At 60.8% G+C, this 19997-nt stretch carries 19 protein-coding genes; 10 read left to right on the top strand and 9 right to left on the bottom strand.

The features are described from left to right. The first annotated feature begins 34 nt into the window (after positions 1-34). The 4 genes from ytfR to C5L12_RS01055 are packed head-to-tail and all read left to right on the top strand — an operon-like array spanning position 35 to position 4322. The gene (ytfR, locus tag C5L12_RS01040; protein WP_105370149.1) at positions 35-1561 is read left to right on the top strand and encodes a galactofuranose ABC transporter, ATP-binding protein YtfR; all 1527 of its coding nucleotides are present in this window, start codon (positions 35-37) and stop codon (positions 1559-1561) included. Continuing rightward, positions 1561-2595, top strand: coding sequence for an ABC transporter permease (locus C5L12_RS01045; protein ID WP_170109033.1), 1035 nt, complete (start codon positions 1561-1563; stop codon positions 2593-2595). Before ytfR ends, C5L12_RS01045 begins: the two co-directional genes overlap by 1 nt. Beyond that, on the top strand, positions 2592-3578 hold the full coding sequence (yjfF, locus tag C5L12_RS01050) for a galactofuranose ABC transporter, permease protein YjfF (RefSeq protein ID WP_105370151.1): 987 nt from the start codon (positions 2592-2594) through the stop codon (positions 3576-3578). The genes C5L12_RS01045 and yjfF overlap by 4 nt, the downstream gene beginning before the upstream one ends. Continuing rightward, positions 3579-4322 carry a FadR/GntR family transcriptional regulator gene (locus tag C5L12_RS01055; RefSeq protein WP_105370152.1) on the top strand — a complete coding sequence of 248 codons (744 nt, stop codon included), beginning with the start codon at positions 3579-3581 and terminating at the stop codon, positions 4320-4322. Between the two features lie 2 nt (positions 4323-4324). On the opposite strand, the gene C5L12_RS01060 is transcribed toward C5L12_RS01055, so the two are convergent. The 5 genes from C5L12_RS01060 to C5L12_RS01080 form a co-directional block, all read right to left on the bottom strand. Next, a complete protein-coding gene (locus C5L12_RS01060; RefSeq protein ID WP_105370153.1) occupies positions 4325-5473 on the bottom strand; it encodes a M20 family metallopeptidase in 1149 nt (382 codons plus the stop codon). Positions 5474-5596: 123 nt separating this feature from the next. Continuing rightward, on the bottom strand, positions 5597-6457 hold the full coding sequence (locus C5L12_RS01065) for a shikimate dehydrogenase (RefSeq protein WP_105370154.1): 861 nt from the start codon (positions 6455-6457) through the stop codon (positions 5597-5599). Positions 6458-6521: 64 nt separating this feature from the next. Next, complete coding sequence (locus C5L12_RS01070; RefSeq protein WP_105370155.1) at positions 6522-7535, bottom strand: TRAP transporter substrate-binding protein; 1014 nt, start codon at positions 7533-7535, stop codon at positions 6522-6524. 72 nt (positions 7536-7607) lie between these two features. Next, positions 7608-8888: a TRAP transporter large permease gene (locus C5L12_RS01075; protein ID WP_105370156.1), complete on the bottom strand. Its 1281-nt coding sequence runs from the start codon at positions 8886-8888 to the stop codon at positions 7608-7610. Between the two features lie 11 nt (positions 8889-8899). Beyond that, positions 8900-9460, bottom strand: coding sequence for a TRAP transporter small permease (locus tag C5L12_RS01080; protein WP_105370157.1), 561 nt, complete (start codon positions 9458-9460; stop codon positions 8900-8902). A 224-nt stretch (positions 9461-9684) separates the two neighbouring features. Here C5L12_RS01080 and C5L12_RS01085 point away from each other — a divergent pair, with 224 nt between their 5' ends. Continuing rightward, the gene (locus tag C5L12_RS01085; protein ID WP_105370158.1) at positions 9685-10332 is read left to right on the top strand and encodes a TetR/AcrR family transcriptional regulator; all 648 of its coding nucleotides are present in this window, start codon (positions 9685-9687) and stop codon (positions 10330-10332) included. Positions 10333-10342: 10 nt separating this feature from the next. Here the strand turns inward: C5L12_RS01085 and C5L12_RS01090 are convergent, their stop codons facing one another. Continuing rightward, a complete protein-coding gene (locus C5L12_RS01090) occupies positions 10343-10663 on the bottom strand; it encodes a hypothetical protein (protein ID WP_105370159.1) in 321 nt (106 codons plus the stop codon). 110 nt (positions 10664-10773) lie between these two features. Next, a complete protein-coding gene (locus C5L12_RS01095; protein WP_105370160.1) occupies positions 10774-11700 on the bottom strand; it encodes a LysR substrate-binding domain-containing protein in 927 nt (308 codons plus the stop codon). Positions 11701-11786: 86 nt separating this feature from the next. Between C5L12_RS01095 and C5L12_RS01100 the strand changes: the two genes are divergently transcribed. Next, complete coding sequence (locus tag C5L12_RS01100) at positions 11787-12695, top strand: DMT family transporter (RefSeq protein WP_105370161.1); 909 nt, start codon at positions 11787-11789, stop codon at positions 12693-12695. An 82-nt stretch (positions 12696-12777) separates the two neighbouring features. Here the strand turns inward: C5L12_RS01100 and C5L12_RS01105 are convergent, their stop codons facing one another. Then, entirely contained in the window at positions 12778-13332 is a 555-nt protein-coding gene (locus C5L12_RS01105) for a DUF922 domain-containing Zn-dependent protease (RefSeq protein ID WP_105370355.1), read from the bottom strand. Positions 13333-13533: 201 nt separating this feature from the next. Next, complete coding sequence (locus C5L12_RS01110; RefSeq protein ID WP_105370356.1) at positions 13534-14493, bottom strand: S1C family serine protease; 960 nt, start codon at positions 14491-14493, stop codon at positions 13534-13536. Positions 14494-14751: 258 nt separating this feature from the next. Here C5L12_RS01110 and C5L12_RS01115 point away from each other — a divergent pair, with 258 nt between their 5' ends. The 4 genes from C5L12_RS01115 to kdgD all read left to right on the top strand — a co-directional run bounded on the left by C5L12_RS01115 (position 14752) and on the right by kdgD (position 19993). Next, on the top strand, positions 14752-16839 hold the full coding sequence (locus C5L12_RS01115) for a TonB-dependent siderophore receptor (protein ID WP_105370162.1): 2088 nt from the start codon (positions 14752-14754) through the stop codon (positions 16837-16839). After that, positions 16839-18068, top strand: a complete 1230-nt coding sequence (locus tag C5L12_RS01120; RefSeq protein WP_105370163.1) for an MFS transporter — start codon at positions 16839-16841, stop codon at positions 18066-18068. Before C5L12_RS01115 ends, C5L12_RS01120 begins: the two co-directional genes overlap by 1 nt. 191 nt (positions 18069-18259) lie before the next feature. Further along, positions 18260-19012, top strand: coding sequence for a FadR/GntR family transcriptional regulator (locus C5L12_RS01125; protein ID WP_105370164.1), 753 nt, complete (start codon positions 18260-18262; stop codon positions 19010-19012). Positions 19013-19087: 75 nt separating this feature from the next. After that, positions 19088-19993 carry a 5-dehydro-4-deoxyglucarate dehydratase gene (kdgD, locus tag C5L12_RS01130; RefSeq protein WP_105370165.1) on the top strand — a complete coding sequence of 302 codons (906 nt, stop codon included), beginning with the start codon at positions 19088-19090 and terminating at the stop codon, positions 19991-19993. Positions 19994-19997 lie beyond the last annotated feature (4 nt).

A 19997-nucleotide genomic window follows, 5' to 3' on the forward strand; every position in this document is an offset into this window, starting at 1 on the left:
CTCCGGTTCTTTGATACGTGCGGGAATTATCGGCATGTCAGATTCCTATTCTCTTCTGGAAGCCCGAGGCATAGGCAAGACCTTTCTCGGCATCACGGCGCTCGACGGCGTCGACTTCTCCCTGAACCGGGGCGAAATCCACGCGCTGCTCGGCGAAAACGGCGCCGGCAAATCGACGCTGATCAAGATCTTGACCGGGGTCTACAGCCGTGACCGCGGAACCATGCAGCTTGACGGAAGCGACGTGACCCCGGCAAACGTGGCTGAGGCTCAGGCACTCGGCATCGGTACGGTTTACCAGGAAGTCAATCTGCTGGAAAACCTGACAGTAGCCGAAAACCTCTTTCTGGGGCGCCAGCCGCACCGCTTCGGTCTGATCGACCGCCGCGAAATGCGCCGGCGTTCGAAGGCGCTGCTTGCCCGCTATGGCCTGGACATCGATGTCGACGCCCTGCTCTCCTCCTATTCGGTGGCCGTCCGCCAGATCGTCGCGATCGCCCGTGCAGTGGATCTGTCCGGCAAGGTCCTGGTTCTCGACGAACCCACCGCCAGCCTCGATTCCCATGAGGTCGAGATGCTGTTTTCGGTGCTGCGCCGGCTCCGTGAAGAAGGCCTCGGCATCATCATCATCACCCATTTCCTGAACCAGGTCTATGCGATTGCCGACCGCGTCACGGTCTTGCGCAACGGGCGCCTGGTCGGCACGCGAAAACTTTCCGAACTGCCGCAGCTGGAACTTATCTCGATGATGCTCGGCCGCGAGTTGCAGCACATCACCCGCGAACATCAGGCCCAGGACGAGACGGTTGCGGCAACCGCCGAGGCGCCCATACGCTTCGCAAACTATGGCAAGCGCGGCAGCGTGGCGCCCTTCGACCTTGATATTCGCCCCGGCGAAGTTGTCGGTATTGCGGGCCTCCTCGGCTCGGGGCGGACCGAGACCGCGTTCTTGCTCTTCGGCATCGATCGGGCCGACAGCGGCACTGCGACGATAGATGGCCAGCCGGTTTCCCTGACTTCCCCCGAGGCGGCGATCGTCAACGGCTTCGGCTTCTGCCCCGAGGAACGCAAGACCGATGGCATCATCGGCGACTTCTCGGTTGCCGATAATATCGCTCTGGCGCTGCAGGCCCGGCAGGGCTGGTCAAAGCCGATCTCCTCGCGTGAAAAGCATGCTCTCGCCGAAAGCTTCATCAAATCCCTCGATATCCGCCCGCCGGATGCCAACCGGCCGATCAAATTCCTGTCCGGCGGCAACCAGCAGAAGGCGATCCTCGCCCGCTGGCTGGCGACCGAGCCGCGCCTGCTGATCCTCGACGAACCGACACGCGGCATCGATATCGGCGCGCATGCGGAAATCCTGAAGATGATAGAACGCCTGTGTTCGGAGGGCATGTCCCTGGTGGTGATTTCGTCGGAACTTGAGGAACTGACGGCGGTCGCCCACCGGGTCATCGTGCTTTCCGACCGGCGGCATGTGGCGGAACTGTCCGGCGACGCCTTGACGGCCGACAATATCATGCAGGCAATCGCCACCTCCGCCCGTACGGAGGCCGCGTGATGAACCGTCTCACCCGCCGCCTGCGCCGCCTCGCCCCGCAGATAATCGCGCTGGCGATCATTCTCGCGCTGATCACGGCGATCGCCCCGGGCTTTCTGACGATCTCCTTCCAGAACGGCCGCCTCTACGGCAGCCTGATCGACATTCTGGTGCGTGCCGCCCCGGTGGCACTGCTGACGATCGGCATGACATTGGTGATCGCGACCCGGGGCATCGATCTTTCGATCGGCGCGGTAATCGCCATCTGCGGTGCCGTTGCTGCAGCGCTCATCAGCAAGGACTATCCGCTCTCGGTGGTGATCCTCACATCCCTCTGCGTCGGCCTGGTGTGCGGCTTGTGGAATGGCGTCCTCGTCGCACTCCTCGACATTCAGCCGATCATTGCCACCCTGATCCTGATGGTGGCCGGGCGCGGCATTGCACAGTTGATTACCGAAGGCGTCATTCTCACCTTCAACAATGACGGCTTTTCTGCCCTGGGCTCCGGTTCGGTGGCCGGCATCCCGGTCCCGATCCTGATCTGGATCCTGGCGGCGCTTCTGATCGGCGTGCTCGTCAGGCGCTCTGCCCTGGGCTTCCTGATCGAAGCGACCGGCATCAACCGGCGCGCCGCGACCCTTGCCGGCGTACGCGCGCGGTTCCTGCTGTTCTTCGTCTATGCCATATCCGGTATCTGCGCAGCCGTAGCCGGCCTGATCGTGACCGCCGACATCCGCGGCGCTGACGCCAACAATGCCGGTCTCTGGCTGGAGCTGGATGCAATTCTGGCGGTCGTCATCGGCGGGACATCGCTCAATGGCGGCCGGTTCTCGATCACGGCTTCGTTGATCGGCGCGCTGATCATCCAGTCGATCAATACCGGCATCCTGGTTTCGGGCTTCCCGCCTGAATTCAACCTCATCATCAAGGCGGGCATCATCATCGTCGTGCTGACACTACAATCTCCGGCGATCATGAACCTGCTCGGCTTCATGAAAGCGGCAAAGACCCGACCCGAAACGGCAGCCAGCAAGGCGGAAGGAGCAGCGCGATGATCCATACCCGCAACCTGCCCTTCGTCACCACGCTCGGCATCTTCGTCATCGCCTATGCGCTCTGCATCCTGCAGTTCCCGAACATGCTGTCGACCCGGGTGATCGGCAATCTCCTGACCGACAATGCATTCCTCGGCATTGCGGCTGTCGGGATGACATTCGTCATTCTTTCGGGCGGCATAGATCTGTCCATCGGTTCTGTTATCGCCTTCACCAGCGTCTTCGTCGCCGTGCTGGTCGGATCGCTGGGGGTCCATCCGCTTGCCGCCTTTGCCGCAGTGCTGGTAATCTCAACGCTGTTCGGCAGCCTGATGGGGGCGATGATCCGCTATCTCGGCATCCCGCCCTTCGTCGTCACCCTTGCAGGAATGTTTCTTGCCCGCGGCGCGGCCTACCTCATCTCGACGGAGTCGGTACCGATTTCGCACGAGGTCATCGATACGATCCAGGGCTTCTATTTCCGATTTCCGGGCGGAGGCAGGCTGACGGCGCTCGCCATGCTGATGCTGCTGGTATTTGTCGTCGGCGCCTTCGTTGCCGGCCGGACCCGCTTTGGCGCCAATGTCTATGCGATCGGCGGCAGCGAACAGTCGGCGGAACTGATGGGCGTGCCGGTTGGACCGACGACCATCGGGATCTATGCCCTCTCAGGCTTTCTCTCCGGCCTTTCCGGCATTGCCTATACGCTCTACACGTCTTCGGGCTATTCGCTGGCGACCGTCGGCGTCGAGCTGGATGCGATCGCGGCGGTCGTTATCGGGGGCACGCTGTTGACGGGCGGCGTCGGTCTCGTTGCGGGGACATTCGTCGGAATCCTGATCCAAGGCCTGATCCAGACCTACATCGTCTTCGACGGCACGCTGTCTTCGTGGTGGACCAAGATCGTCATCGGCATCCTGCTCTTCATCTTCATTGTATTGCAGCGCGGGATCATCTGGTATTCGAACAGGCGATTGGCCGAGGGACGGCTTAGGGAGGTTTAATTGGGTCTTCTGGAAACGACGATCAGTGGTCGAAAGCGCCGCAGCAACCACGCGCATGTGGTAGCGGAGCTGGGCCGCGGAATCGTGTCCGGGAAGATACCGGAAGGCTCGCTGCTACCGGGCGATGCAGAACTTTCGGCGCGCTTCGGGGTGTCCCGCACCGTACTTCGGGAAGCCATGAAGACGCTGGCGGCCAAACGGCTTGTCGAAGCGAAAGCAAAGGTCGGAACCCGCGTCCTCGACAAGGCAAGCTGGAACTTCTTCGATCCTGACGTTCTCGGCTGGCGCTTCGAGTCGGGGCTGGACTACGAGTTCATAGAGCACCTGGCGGAAATGCGCATGGCGCTCGAACCAGCCGCGGCAGCTGCTGCTTCCTTGCGTGCTTCCAGCGACGACATTATCGCGCTCTATGCGATCGCCGCCAAATTCGATGATCTCTCGCACACGCCGGAAACGATCGCCAACGTGGATCTGGAATTCCATCTCGCAATCGCCCGGATGTCCGGCAATCCGTTCATGCGCTCGGCAAGCGCGCTGATCGAGGCAGCGCTGGCCATATCGTTCCAGCTTTCCTCACCAGCCGCTTCTCCCGAAATGATCGACGAGGTGGCCGATAATCATTTGAAGATCGCCCATGCGATAGCATCGCGCGATCCTCAGAAAGCCATTGCCGCCATGCGTCACGTCATCGAGGTCGGCAAGAGCCGTATCCGCAACTCCTTCGAGGTGCCCCTGCCGGCCTGAGCTCATCTTGCCCGGAGTGAAAGCATCAAATTGGCGAGCAGCGCGGTGCGCGGAGGAATGCTGCTCAAGAAGATATGCTCTTCGAATGTGTGAGCACCGGCGCCATCCGCGCCGAGGCCGTCGAGTGTCGGCACGCCGAGGGCTGCTGTAAAATTGCCATCCGACCCACCGCCGGTCGCCATGCCTTCAAGCTTGATACCGAGATTGCCGGCAATATCGGCCGCGACATCAAACAATCTCCGCCCCTCTTCCGATTGCGCGAAGGGCGGCCGGTTCATCTGCCCGACGATTTCGAAGGTGATGTCGGGATCGATCGGCCGCACCGCCTCGATCCTGCCCGTCACCTCCCTGCCTACGGCATCGTTGGGGACACGGACATCGACCTGCAGCCGGCATTCTGCAGGAACGGTATTGCGTCCCGTCCCGCCGTGGATCGTTCCGACGGTGACCGTCACGCCGCGTTCCGCATCGTTGAGCGCATCCAGCTCGAGCACCAGACGGGCGGCGGCGCGGATGGCGCTCCGGCCCTCCTGCGGCCTCACCCCCGCATGAGCCGCGCGTCCATTCACAGTGATGTCGTACATGGCGACGCCCTTGCGGGCGACGACGATCTTGCCGCCATCGCGCGCCGGTTCCACAACGAGCGAATATCCGGCTCTCCGCGCGGCCTCCTCCATAAAGGCACGCGAGGACAGGCTGCCCGTCTCTTCGTCCGGCACGAAGATCAGGTCGATCGGCATGTGGTTTCCCCGCTTGACCGCAAGCTTCATGGCTTCGAACGCCATCAGGGCACCGGACTTCATGTCATAGATGCCGGGGCCGTAGAGTCTGTCGCCCTCCTGCCGCATTGGCAGCTGCTTGGCGATGACACCCTCCGCATGTACCGTATCCAGGTGGGCAAGGACGAGCAGGGTCTTTTCATTGCTGCCGGCCGGACGCGGAGAACGGACAGCCAGGATATCGCCGAAGCCGAGGGTGCCTGCCAGCCGCTCCACTTCCAAACCCGCCAGCCTGCTTAGAACCTCGACGCGATCTGCAAGACGATTGACGGCGCTCGCGTTGGACGTCGGCGTTTCCATTTCGACCCAGCGCTTCAACTCTTCGATCAGCGCAAGGTCGTCGATGTCTTTGGCGGAAATGGCAAGTGTCATGGAAGAACTACCTGGGAAAGCATGGCGGGCAATGCGAGGCCGCAAAAGCGCGGCCGGCCCACTATAATTAGCCGCCCAAGGATCACCAGAGTTAAATCCGCTCGACGCTGCCGATACGGACAATCAAGCAGTCATGGTCTCGAAATGCCGTATCATGCGGCCAACATCGGGCTCGCGGCCGGTGAACAGCCGGAAGGCACCCACCGCCTGAAAGACGGCCATTCCCCCACCATTGAGAACCTTGCATCCACGCTCTTTGGCCTTCTTCAGGAGCGTCGTCTCCAGCGGAAAATAAACGATCTCCGCCACCCAATGATCCGGCTTCAGCAGATCCGGCGGCAGCGGCATGCCCGGATATTTCGCCATGCCGGTCGGAGTCGCGTGAATGAGGCCCGACGTCGTCTCCATGGCGGAAGTGATATCGCTCGATGCCGAAATCGTCGCATCCGGAAAGCGTACCGACATGCTTTCCGCCAGTTGCTCCGCCCTCTCCGGTTCTCGATCGACAACCGTCAGCGTCCTCAGGCCGAGGGAAAGAATGGCGTAAGCGGTGGCAACACCGGCGCCACCGGCACCAAGCTGAACCGCCGCTTGCAAATCTGCATCCGGCAGACCACGCTTGAAACTCTCGGCAAAACCCCACCAGTCGGTGTTATGGCCGAAGCGCTTTCCGTCCTTCAGCACGACGGTGTTGACCGCTCCCAGCGCCCTCGCCTCTTCGGACAGTTCATCGAGATAGGGAATGACGAGCTGCTTGCAGGGATGGGTGATATTCAGGCCGATCAGCCCCCTCGCCTCGGCATCGCGAAGCAGGTCCGGAAGGCTCTCCGGCGTCCGGCCGATCTGATTCAGATCGATGAGCTCGTAGTCGTAGCGGATGCCCTGCGCAGCACCTTCCACCATGTGCATGGCGGGCGTCAGCGAGGCCTGGATGCCGGCGCCGATTAGCGCGGCCTTCAACGGTTTCAGCAATGTCTCGGCCATGGTTTTTATGCCTTGTATGCCTGGATGGATCGGCCCGCCCGGTGAAGACGGGCCGATGGAACGGTCACTTCTTGCGTACGGCTTCGAGTTCCTTGAAGAGCAGCGAGACGGTGTCGGCACCGATGTCGGCGCTGAACTTGTCGATCAGCGGCTTTACGGCATCACGCAGCTTCTGGGTTTCGGCCGCGCTGAGCTCGTCGACCTGCATGCCCTTCTCCTTGATCTCGGCGACGGCCTTCGCATCCGCCTCGCGCGAGACCTTACGCTGGAAGTCGCGTGCCTCGGTCGCTGCCGACTGGAGGACCGCCTTCTCCTCGTCGTTCAGCTTGTCCCAGAACTTCTTGCTGATCAGCACGATCTGCGGATTGTACTGGTGACGGGTGAGCGTCATGTATTTCTGGACTTCGTAGAACTTGGCGTTGATGATGTTGGCGGCCGGATTTTCCTGGCCGTCGACCGTGCCGGTTTCGAGTGCCGTATAGAGTTCGGTATAAGGCAGCGGCACGGCGTTGGCGCCGAGGCTGTTGAACATCTCGATCGGGATCGGCGACTGCAGAGTGCGGATCTTCAGGCCCTTGATGTCTTCGAGCTTGGTGACCGGCCGGCGTTCATTGGTCAGGTTGCGGAAACCGAGTTCCCAGTAGGCAAGTCCGACCAGACCGGTCGCCGGCAGCTTGTCGGCGAGGCTTTTGCCGAATGCGCCGTCCATCACCTTGTCGGCTTCTTCGCCGCTGTTGAACAGGAACGGCAGGTCGACGGCACCGAATGCCTTGACGTTGCTTGCCAAAATGCCGGCGTTCAGCACCAGCATTTCCACCACGCCCCCCTGGAGCGCCGAGACTGTCTGGACGTCGCCGCCGAGGACGCCGCCCGGAAACAGCTTCACCTCGATCTTGCCGCCGCTCTTTTCCTTGACGATCTCGGCGAACTTCTCCATCCCGGTGACCTGCGGATGGCCCTTGTTGTTGGCGGCTGCGAATTTGAGCGTATGTGCGCCGATTTCTGCGGACGCCGTACCGGCAAACAACAACGCCGGCAGCGCGATCCCCAGCGCCAGTTTCTTCATCGTGTCGAACATAGTTTCCTCCCAGAGAATGGCCGGGTTCCCCACGGCCGGTTGACATGCATTTTAAAAAGGCACCCCTCGGTCTCACCGCGCGAACCAGGCGACCGGCACGGTCACCAGCTGCGGAAAGAGGACGAGAAGGAAAAGGACGATCAGCTCGGCGATCATGAACGGCATCACGCCCTTCATGAGGTCTTCCATCGATAGCTTGGACACGCCGCAGATGACGTTGAGCACGGTGCCGACCGGCGGTGTGATGAGCCCGATCGAGTTGTTGATGATGAACAGCACACCGAAATACACCGGATCGATGCCGGCCTGCTTGATGATCGGCATCAGCACGGGGGTCATGACGAGGATGGTGGGCGTCATGTCCATCGCCGTGCCGACGACGACGATCAGCACCATGATCGCCAGAAGCAGAAGCGTCTGGTTGTCCATCAGGGGCTCGATGAGCGCAACGAGACTGCCCGGCACGTCGGCTACCGTGATGAGCCAGGCGGAGACTGCCGCACAGGCAACCAGGAACATGACCACCGCCGTGATCTTTCCGGCCGCGACGAAGACGGAAAAGAGCTGCGAGGGCGCCAGTTCGCGATAGACGACCATCGACACGAAGAGCGAGTAGACAGCAGCAACCACGCCAGCTTCGGTCGGCGTAAAGACGCCGAATTTCAGCCCGACGATGATGATGACCGGCAGCATCAGCGCCCAGATGCTTTCCAGGAAAGCCTCGACGCGGACTTGCCGGCTCTGTCTTTGCGGAAGCTCGAACTGTTCCCTGCGCGCAACGATCAGCCAGGTAACGCAGAGCGCCAGCGCAATCAGCAGGCCCGGCACGATACCGGCGAGGAAAAGCTTGGTGATCGAAACGCCGCCGATAACGCCATAGAGGATGAAACCGATAGAGGGAGGAATGATCGGACCGATGACGGAGGCTGAAGCCAGGAGACCGCCGGTGCGGGCCGGATCATGACCGGACTTGATCATCATCGGAAAGAGCAGCGCGCCGAGCGCTGCGGCATCCGCCACCGCCGAGCCGGAAAGGCTCGACAGAATGCAGGCGGCAAAGATTGCAACGAAGCCGAGACCGCCGCGAATATGGCCGACCATCGCCATGGCGAGGTTGACGATGCGCTTCGAGAGACCGCCGGTATTCATGATCTCGCCGGCAAGCAGGAAGAAGGGCACTGCCATCAGGGGGAAACTGTCCGCACCGTTCAGCACGTTCTGAGCGACGATCTGCGCGTCGAAAATGTCCATATACATCATCAGCGCGACGCCGCTGAGAATGAGCGCGAACGCGATCGGCACGCCGAGTGCCATTGGGCCGAGAAGTGCGCCGAGGAAGATGGTCAGTGTCATGGCGGCTCTCCTCAGACCTTGTTAACGCCGGCAACGGCCGCTTCCGGGTGGCTATCGAGCGCGATCTCCTCCTCGCTGTCACGGACCAGATGGGCCGTCGCGAGATCGATGCGCCCCGTCGCTACCTGGAAGGCGTCATAAAGAATGATGAGGAAGGTCGGGACACCGAAGGCAAGTCCGGCTCCGTAGAACCAGCCCATGGAAATGCCCGTGGCCGGCATGCTGGCCGGAAGGTTTATAAGCGTCTGGGTCCAGCTCCCGCTCACCATCAGCCACGTGGCGGCTAGCATCAGCCCCTGGCCGAGAAGTACGGCGATCTTCGCGGATGCGGGCGGCAGGCGCTTCAGGAGCGAATCCACGCCGAGATGCCCGTGCTCACGCATTGCGACGACTGCACCAAGGAAGGTCAGCCAGACGAAGAAAACGCGCGACAGCTCTTCGGAAGCGGTAATGCCCTGGTTGAAGGCGTAACGCAGCACCACATTGCCGAAGACAAGCACCACCATGGCCGCCAGCAGCAGCGCGATGATCACCTTCAAGGCAAGGAAATACCAGTCGATAATTCGTGTCATTCAGTCCTCCCGAAGCTTCGCCGCCCAATTGCCAAGGTGACGCGTGGAACGTCACCACTTTGCACCTGACAGGAAGCTCTCACCAGCGCCCCCTCCTCAGGACCGCTGATTGCATGATAAAATGTACTAACTAGTGAGTATGTCAAGCATGATCTGTTGAAATTGCCGGTACGGATCGCTATGACTTTGGAAAAGATGCGTAAATTTAAGAAGGCGGGTTGGGGATGGCAGCGAAACGCCAAAACACCAGGAAGAACGATCCGCAGCGCACGCAGGAGGATATTCTGGAGGTCGCGACGGAAGAGTTTTCCACCAACGGCCTTGCCGGCGGCAGGGTCGATGCGATTGCGGAAAAGACCCGCACCTCGAAGCGGATGATCTACTATTATTTCGGCAGCAAGGAAGGCCTTTATCTTTCCGTTCTGGAACGCGCCTACCGCAAGATCCGTACATTGGAAGCCGATCTGCAGCTTTCCAATCTACCGCCGGAACAGGCGTTGCGAACGCTGATCTTCACCACGTTCGAACACGACGAAACCAATCCGGACTTCGTGCGCCTGGTCAGTATCGAAAACATACATCACGCGGCCCACATGCTGCGTTCCGATGCCATCCGTGACCTGAACGTTTCCATCATCGAGACGATCGCAGCAATCCTCGACCGCGGCATAGCCGACGGCGTCTTCACGAGAAGAGCCGATCCGATGGACGTGCACATGCTGATAAGCGCCTTCTGCTTTTTCCGGGTCTCGAACCGATACACCTTCGGCACGATCTTCCGTCGCGATCTCTCCGAACCGGAGACAATGCAGCGCCATAAGGGGATGATCGCCGACGCGGTGATCAGCTATCTCCAGTCCGGAGCCGCGTGAGCGCCCTCACTTAGTTTTTTCGATCGATGAGGATCCTGGTGATTGCTACTCTCTCGGGCAGCGCGATGAGGAATTCGGGATCGCGGTCGAGGTGATGCACCTTGTCGGGATCGCCACCCGTAAACGCTGCCATGGATTCAAAATCGGGCCAGTAGGAGGTGGTGATGAATTCGGTTTCCGCGCCGATGTCATCCCGAAAGAGCTGCACGGCAAGAGCCGTTTTCTCAAGCGGCGGAATGCCTGCCTCCCGCAGATAAGCCTCATATTCATCGGCCACTTCGGCCAGCGTTCGGCCCCGCCAGATTCGTGCGATCGTTGCTTTGGTATCCATGGATGCTCCTCGGCTTCGTCTGCCGGAGGAAGTAGAACAGCGCTCGGAAGAGACAACCTGCTATTCCTTACGAAAAATGGAGCTTCCATTCGAGGAGACTGTCATGCCCGTCACCGCCCCCGCCCCGGCGACAGGAAGGCGGCGATTGCTGCCTCGTCGTGCCCTGCCTCGGATAAAAACCGGTGGGCAAATTGTGCCGCCGCCCCGCGCAACGCATCGTTTGATCGGATAAGATGAAAGGCGACGTGATGTTCGATCGTCCTTTCCGAAACCCGTACGATCCTGCCGCTGGCAAGTGCCGCATCGGCGAGCGGTGGACGGGCGAGCGCAATACCCAGGCCGTGCGAGCAGGCATCAACCACGAGGTTATAGTCCTCGAAGCGCCGGTCATGCCCACGCGGCACGTAGTCCAAACCTTCGGCCGCCAGCCAGCGCCGCCAGGCTTCGATGTTGGAATCATGCAGGATCGGATAATCGAGCAGGGACTTGGCGTCGGGATGCGGGCCTAGTCGTTCCGCCAGCATGGGTGCCGCAATCGGGTAGAGCTCCTCCTGCCAGAGCGGCAAGCTGCGGACGCCGGCCCACGGCCCTTTTCCGCAGCGAATCGCAAGATCGATCCCCTCGCTGAAATCAGCCAGCCGATGTTCGAGCACCAGTTCGAGATGAATGTCCTCGGTCTCCAGCCTGGACAGTCGTGGGAACAACCAGAGCGATGCGACGGATGGTGTCACCGAAAGCCGCACCGCTGTCCTGTTGCGCCGAGGGAGCCATCTCTCGTCCATGTTGGCCAGGATTCCAAGCGCATCTTCGGTGCGGGCCAAAAACCGGATTCCTTCGGGCGTCAGCGTCACGCCCCGCGCTTCACGCAGGAAAAGCCGGACCCCCATCCAGCGTTCCAGCCGCGCGACCTGACGAGAGACGGCCCCGTGTGTCACACCGCCCTCTTCCGCCGCAGCCGAAAAGGACCCGAGGCGAGCGGCCCGGGCAAACGTTTCCAAAGTATCGAGAGGCGGCAAAGTCTGCGAGCTGTGAACCATGCGCACATATGATCATCGATCGCGTTGCTTTTCAAGCATAGATCAACGGCCTAAACCAATGTCGACTACGCCAGACGGAGGCAGACATGAGCACTGTTGCAATGGACTCACCAGCAATGAATGAAAGACAGGGATTTGACTGGATTGCCTTCGCCGCGATCCTCGTGACGATCGTTTTCTGGGCTTCCTCCTTCGCCGCCATCCGCATCGGTCTGGGGGCATTGACCCCGATCGAACTCGCCACCGCACGCTATGTTTCCGCGGCCTTGATCGCAGTCCTTTATCTCGCTGCGGCAAGGCCGGTACTTCCCGCAAGGCGGGATGTCGTGAGGCTTTCCGTCGCAGCGATCCTGTTCATCGCAGCTTATGCGGTCCTGCTGAACATGGGCGAGCGGACGGTCGCCGCGGGGCCGGCAAGCTTCATCATCAACACAATGCCTGTCTTTACTGCGCTGATTGCGACCTTCGTTCTCGGCGAGCGGTTCGGAAAGTGGGGTTGGCTTGGCACGGCGGTCTCGTTTGCCGGCGTCGCTCTTATCGCTGCATCGAGCGAAAACGGCTTCGATCTCGATCCCAACGCCATCCTTATTCTCGGCGCCGCCCTCTGCTCCGCCGTCGCGAGCGTGTTGCAGAAGCCGATCCTTGGTCGGATGCCGGTGCTTGCCGTCACCGCATGGCTGATGCTGATCGGTTCCATTCCCCTGCTCCCGGCGGTACCTTTCACGATACAGGCGCTTGCCGTTGCGCCCGCCGACGTGAACTGGAGCGTCGCATATCTGGTCGTCTTTCCGACCGTGATCGGCTACGTCACCTGGGCAGTCGCCTTGAAGCGCCTGTCCGCAGCCCGGGCCGCAAACTTCCTCTATGGCGTCCCCCCGACCGCCACCTTGATCGGTTTCCTGTGGCTTGGCGAAGTGCCCACCGTAATCGGGGCCGCAGGCGGCATCATAGCGATCCTCGGCGTGCTGATCGTCAATCTGATGCGCAGGAGGTGAAGTACTGCGCTTAGTCAGCCTTAACAGATAGCTACGCCACTTTGTTGAATCGTTCTGGCAGCCGCCCTTGCGGCTGCCTCGACTATTTGCCGTTCACCAGGTTCAGGATGAGTTGATGGACGTTGCCGCCCTCGCTCATCTCGACCTTGTCGAAATCGCTGTTGCGCTTGCGGTGAGTCCTGGAAATCTCGCCGAGTTTCGCGGTCAGCTCCGTCCGGATTTTAGAGCACCTCGGATCGTTGGCGACCGTGAGGCCGACGCTCACCCGCTCGATCTCCTTCACCATGTCGACGATCATAACCCCGTGCACATTTTCGTGCCGACGGACCCCCGCGATGAAGATATCCCATTTCCTCTTAATCTCCGGCGACAAGGGAGAAACGGGCTTTGGCAGCACGTAAGTGATGATCAGCTTCGGTTTTGCCGAGACCAGGGTACAGGCACCATCTGGCTGTGGTTCGTATTTCCTAGTCCAGGTGAGTTTGAAGTTGGTGTGAGCAATGGCGAGAACCTCCTTGCCCACTTTTGGGCCTCTTTCACCGATCGATCCATAGAGATCGATCCCGGAATCGCCGGTAACGGGATAGGTCTGCACCTGTTCGACCGGCTGCCACTGAGCCTGCGCTGATGCCTCCATCGGGAGGAGCGCAAAAGAGGCTGCAGCCCAAAGTCCAATGCCTTTCGTCAACCGATTCCCCTTGCGTGTTTGCGCAAAATCGTAGCGAGAACCGCCACAAGTTTCAATTTCCACCGCCGCCCGTCACCGCATCTGCTCCATACATATAGCCGGCGACAATCCTGATCGGGAAGCGACAACCAGCGCCGACTCGGCCGATTATCAGGTCTTCGGCCTCGCTGCTGGAACCAGCACCCGGTGGGTGATCCGTGAATCGAGATCATACAGGGTAATCGGCGTTTCCCTGCCTATTCGCGTTCCATCCAGGAAACGGATAAGATCATCCCCGCCGCTGACCGGCTGGCCGTCGATCGCCAGGATGAAATCCCCCTCCTTCAACCCGGCCCGCTCCGCGGGACTGCCCGGATCGATGCGGCGAATGCGTACCGTCGTCTCCTGGGTCATCCCAGCCTTCAACGCTATCCGACGCGGCAGCGCGATCGTATCGACGACGATCCCGACAAAAGCCCGGCGTACATGCCCGAAGCGCAGGATTTCGGAGACCACAAAATTCGCCGTGTTAGAGGCGACGGCGAAGGCGATGCCCTGCGCACCGCGGATGACGGCAGTGTTGACGCCGACGACTTCGCCGGCAGCCGAGACGAGCGGACCTCCGGAATTGCCGGGATTAAGTGCTGCATCCGTCTGTATGACGTCCTCGATCAGCCGGCCGGTCGACGCCCTCATCGAGCGTCCGAGTGCCGAAACCACGCCGGCCGTGACCGACCAGTCGAAGCCTAGCGGATTGCCGATGGCAATCGCGACATGGCCGCGGCGCAGTCTCTTCGAATCGCCGAGCCTGGCCCAGGCCTGGACGTCCATGTCGGCACGAACAAGTGCGATATCGGTATCCGCATCGCGCCCGAGCACGCTCGCCTGCCCCACCGCGCCGTCGGCGCTGCGGATGCGCACGGCCTTCGCGTCGCCGACGACATGGTGATTGGTGATGATCAGCCCGTCGGGCGATATGGCAAAGCCGGACCCATGGCCGTTGTCGCCGAGCCGTTCGATGCTGCTGACGGCAGGGCCGACGCGATCAACCGCGCCGGCAACAGTCTCCGAATAGACGTCAAGCAGGGCGCCATCCTCGGGAACAGGAGGATTGATGTCGATGAAACCCATGGCAAGAACTCCAGAAATCCGCGCTTCTGGAAATGGAAGAAGCGGAAGAAGAACAGCATGTGGTGGGTAGGCCGTCGCGAAACAAGAATGCGCTGCGACAGGCCTGAAGCGGACGCCGATTTCATCCCTCGCCATCTGATGCTTACCGGATACACCAGCCGATATCTTCGAATTGCCCCCGTTCGAACCGCCATTAATACTTGACAGACAGTATCATATTTGTGAGCTCGAACTATTCATGAGTTCTAGGGGCAAGTTATGAGAATCAAAGTGCGGGTGGGCCTGCTGGCGGCAGGCGTGGTCATCACTTCCATTGGCTGGGCGAAGGCTCAGGATCCCAACGCCGATACGACGCTCGCGCCGATCATTCTCGAGTCGGAAAGCGACGACATCCTCGTTCAGGAAGGATATGTCGCAAAATCCGACCGGATCGGCACGAAGGTGGACACCCCGATCGTCAAAATTCCCCAAGCCGTTTCGGTCGTTACGCAAGATCAGATCGAGGACCAGAAGCCGCGCACCCTCAACGAATCGCTGAGCTATACCGCGGGCGCCAATCCGAACACGTTCGGCTACGATTCCCGCTATGACGCTTTTTATCTTCGCGGTTTCCCGGCCTATTATACCGGTCTCTTCCGCGACGGGTTGAAGCAGTTTAACGGCCCCTCCGCCTGGTTTCAGACCGAACCTTACGGATTGGAGGGCATCACCGTCCTCAAAGGACCGGCCTCATCGCTCTATGGCGTGAGCGGCCCCGGCGGCATCGTCAATCTGGTCACCAAGCGTCCCAAGGACGAGCCCTTCCATGAGGTCGAGACGGTGATCGGGCAAGACAACAGGTATCAGGCGGCGATCGATCTGTCGGGGCCTGTGGATGAAGAAGGCACGCTCCTCTACCGCCTGACAGCGCTCGGCCGGAAGAGCGACACCCATATTGATGGCTATCCCGACGACACGTTCTATATTGCCCCGGCCTTTACCTGGAAGCCGGACGAAGACACCAAGCTTACGGTGCTCGGCGAATATTCCCGCTCGGTCACGGGCGGCACGGCTTTCTACGACAATCCAAGCTACGGAACTGTCTCGCGAACCTATGCCGGCGACCCGGACTGGAACGATTTCACCACCAAGCAGGGCCGCATCGGATACGAATTCGAGCACCGCCTGAACGAAGTCGTCACCTTGCGGCAGAACCTGCGTTATCACGACGTCGACGCCGATCTGCAGTATAGCGGTTTTTATCCGGCTGCCCCCACCCGTTATTGGGGACATTACAAGGAGCACGTAAAGAACTTCTCGATCGACAACATGGCGCAGTTCGAGTTCGACACCGGCCCCGTCAGCCACACGGCCGTCGCCGGCTTCAACTACAGCTGGACCGACTACAGCGCCCGTTCCGCCTCCTCCTTCGTATCGGTTGACGACCTGAAGTCGCAGCCCTTCTTCTTCTCCGGCAGCCAGGAAATGGACCAGTACGGCCTCTATCTCCACGACCAGATGGAATGGGATCAATGGACGTTCTTCGTGACCGGTCGACAGGATTGGGCGAAGTCGCACAGCGTCACGGCTGCCCTGACCGAGATCGACAGTACCGATAGCGCCTTCTCGGGCCGAGTTGGAATATCCTACGAAACCGAATGGGGCGTAATTCCCTATGCCAACTATTCGCGGTCCTTCTCGCCAAACCTCGGCTTCGTGTACGACACCTCCGGCGTTCGATCTGTTGCCAGACCCACGGTCGCCGACCAGGTCGAAGTGGGCGTCAAATATGAGATCCCGGATACGAACGCCGTCATCACCGCCAACTACTTCGATATCAAGCAGACCGACGGCGTGGTCTATGACGGTACGTTCGACGCGGACGGCAATCAGGTTCAGCGCCAGCTCGACTTGCATTCGCGCGGCATCGAACTCGAGGCAAACGCCTCGTTCGACAACGGCTTCAGCCTGATCGCCTCCTATACCTACATGCGCATGGAGATCGACAAGGGACTGGCAGGCACGGTCGGCAATCAGCTTTCCGCTACACCGAACCACATCGCTTCGCTGTGGGGGCACTATCTGTTCGAAGACGGTCCGCTCGCCGGTCTCGGTCTCGGCGCCGGCGTCCGCTATATCGGCGAAAGCTATGGCGACGACACGAATACATTCAAGAATGATTCCCGCACGTTGATGGACGCTGCCTTGTCCTACGACTTCGGCTATCAGAATCCGGACCTGAAGGGTCTGACCCTTCAGGTGAACGCCAAGAACCTGTTCGACACCCAGAAGGCGGTTTGCTCTGCCGGAAATTGCTATTGGGACGAAGGGCGCACGGTCTATGGCAGCCTGCGTTATCGCTTCTGATGGCTGAGACAGCGATCCGCAACCCGCCCTCGCCGCTCCTCGTGCTCACGGGGATCGGCGGGCTTTACGTCGCGCAGAGCGTCATCGGCGGCGTTACCTGGGCCGGCCTTCCCGCGATCATGCGCTCCGAGGGCGTACCGCTCGACCAGATCGGCTATGTTTCGCTGATCGCGCTGCCCTGGGCGCTCAAATTCCTCTGGTCGCCCTGGGTGGAGCGCTACCGGCTGCCGCCAAGAGGAAAAAACCGCTCTGCCGAAATCGTTGCGACAGGCGGACTGATCTCGATCGTCGGCATGTTGCTGGTCGGCAGCCTGACGCCGAGTGAAGCTTTTCCGTTGCTTGCCTGCCTGACGGTCGTGGCCTTTGCTGCCTCGACGGTCGACATCGCCTGTGACGGTTTTGCGGTTCAGACGCTGTCCAAGGCGCAGCATGGCTGGGGCAACGCCGCACAGGTCGGCGGCGCCTATCTCGGTTCGGCGATAGGCGGTGGCCTGTTCCTCTACCTGGTCGGGGCCTTCGGCTGGTCTCAGGCATCCTGGACGATAGCAGCGATCCTGCTCCTTCTCGGCCTGCCCTTCCTGTTCGGCGCCGCACGGAACCTGCCGGAGGAAACCCGTCAGCACGTTCCATCGCTCGGCGCTCCGCTGAGGCGGCCGGAGCTGCGTCGCGGCCTCCTGGTTTCGGCGATCTTTGTGATCGCGCAGAAAACAGCGCTCGGGATGATCGGCCCCTTCCTCGTCGATTCCGGGTTCGACGTGGCGACGATAGGCCTGTTGAACGGAGTGGGAAGCCTTTTCGTGGGCTTGGCCGCGGCACTTCTTGGCGGGCTCTGCGTCAGGTTGTGGGGCGTGCGGCTCGTGCTGGCGCTCTCACTCCTTGTCCAGGCGGCGTTTCTCGCGCTGTTCAGCCTTGCAGGTTTTACCAAACTGCTGCCGGAAAGCCTGCTGGTCGTCGCAGCGATCGGCAGTTCGTCCGGCATCATGGCTTTTGGCTTCGTCGCGCTTTACGCCCAGTTCATGCGCTGGTCGGATCCACGGCAGGCTGGAATCGACTTTACCCTCTTTCAGTGCATGGACGCTTTGGTGAGCATCCTCGGCGGAATCCTGGCCGGCCAGATTGCAAACGCCTTCGGCTACGGAATATTCTTTGCCTCTGCTGCGGCACTTGCTCTCGTTGCCGCCCCCGCGATTGCGGCATCGGCCAGACCTGAAAACGCTTTGGCTTCGTAAGGCGGAAGCGGCATCTGTGCCGCTTGTTCCTGCCCACTTTCCGGCGGCGAGCGCGCCGCGCCTTCCTGCAATACGAACGTTGTTGATGACAACCACCCAAAGTTATCATACATCTTGCACAACAGGGCACCGGAAATAGACGCTATCCCGAGTGGAATACTCGGCGTGGCTGGAGAAGGATGAGGGAACCTATGAGCGTGGAGACGAATGCGGATACCGGGAAGAAATCAGGAACGCTCGTATCCCGGCTTGACGAAACGCTCAGGCGGGCGATCGCCAGCGGTCAGTTTCCGCCTGGTTCGAAACTGCCGAGCGAGGCCCAGCTGACGGCGGCCCATGGCGTCAGCCGCACCGTTGTCCGCGAGGCGATAGCCGCACTTCGGGCCGACCGGCTGGTGGAGGCACGGCAAGGCGCCGGCGTCTTCGTGCTGGAGACCTCCGCGCCGAATCGTCCCGCAATGTTATCACTTTCCAATACCGACCTCGCTCGCGTGTCGTCGATGATCGAGCTGCTCGAGCTCAGAACTGCAGTGGAGGTGGAGGCTGCGGGGCTCGCAGCGCTCCGGCGGTCACCGGCGCAGGAGGAAGTTATCCTCGAACGACATGACGCAGTTCGCGCCTGTCTGGAGGCCTCGAAGCCGACGAGCGAGGCGGATTTCGCACTGCATCTCGCGATCGCGGAAGCGACAAACAATCCCCGCTTCCGCGAATTTCTCACGATGATCGGACGCAATCTCATCCCCCGCGCTGCTCTGCGACCGGACGACTCCGAGGCCGATCAGGCGGCCTATATCAAGCTCCTGGACGATGAACATAACGCCATCGTGAGCGCGATCTCCATGGGCGACGAGGAAGGCGCTCGCGAGGCGATGCGACGGCACCTGCGCGGTGCCCAACTGCGCTACCGGACCCTCCTGAGAGAGATGCGGGAATCTGTAAGATAACTTGTTGACACAAGTAACTCCGACCTGTACGACAATTTCCGTCCGGAGGAGACGTTTACAGAGGAAATACAGATCATGACGCCTGAAGAAATCAAGGCTACGCTTGGGGCCGGCCTGCTGTCCTTTCCCGTCACCCATTTCGACAAGGAAGGCCAGTTTCAACCGGAAAGTTATCGCCGCCATATCGAATGGCTGTCTGGTTTCGAGGCGCCGGTTCTCTTTGCCGCCGGCGGCACCGGCGAGTTCTTCTCGCTCTCTCCGAACGAAATTCCCGGTATCGTCGCAGCCGCCAAGGAAGCCTCCGGCAAGACGGCGATCGTTTCCGGCTGTGGTTTCGGCACCCATGTGGGCGTCGAACTCGCCCGCGCCGTCGAAAAGGCCGGCGCCGATGGCATCCTGCTGCTGCCCCATTACCTCATCGATGCGCCACAGGAAGGGCTCTATCATCATGTGAAGCGCATCTGCCAGTCGGTCGGCATCGGCGTCATGGTCTACAACCGCGACAATTCCGTCCTGCAGGTCGACACGCTGAAGCGCTTGTGTGATGAGTGCCCGAACCTCATCGCCTTCAAGGACGGCACCGGCGACATCGGACTGGTCCGGCAGATCACCGCCACCATGGGCGATCGGCTGATGTATCTCGGCGGTATGCCGACTGCCGAACTTTTTGCGGAAGCTTATCTCGGGGCCGGTTTCACGACCTATTCCTCAGCAGTCTTCAACTTCGTGCCGGGACTGGCCGTCGAGTTCTACAAGGCTCTTCGGGCGGGCAATCGCGCACGCTGCGAGGAGATCCTAAGGGACTTCTTCTACCCGTTCATGGCGCTGCGCAGCCGTCGCAAGGGTTATGCAGTTTCGGCAATCAAGGCTGGCGTTCGCCTCCAGGGCTTCGATGCCGGCAAGGTACGCCCGCCGCTGGACGATCTGACAGCGGACGAAGAAGACATGCTTCTGCAACTCATCGGCTCCCACAAGCGGTAATGCC

Source organism: Neorhizobium huautlense (assembly GCF_002968575.1).
Lineage (GTDB): Bacteria > Pseudomonadota > Alphaproteobacteria > Rhizobiales > Rhizobiaceae > Neorhizobium > Neorhizobium huautlense.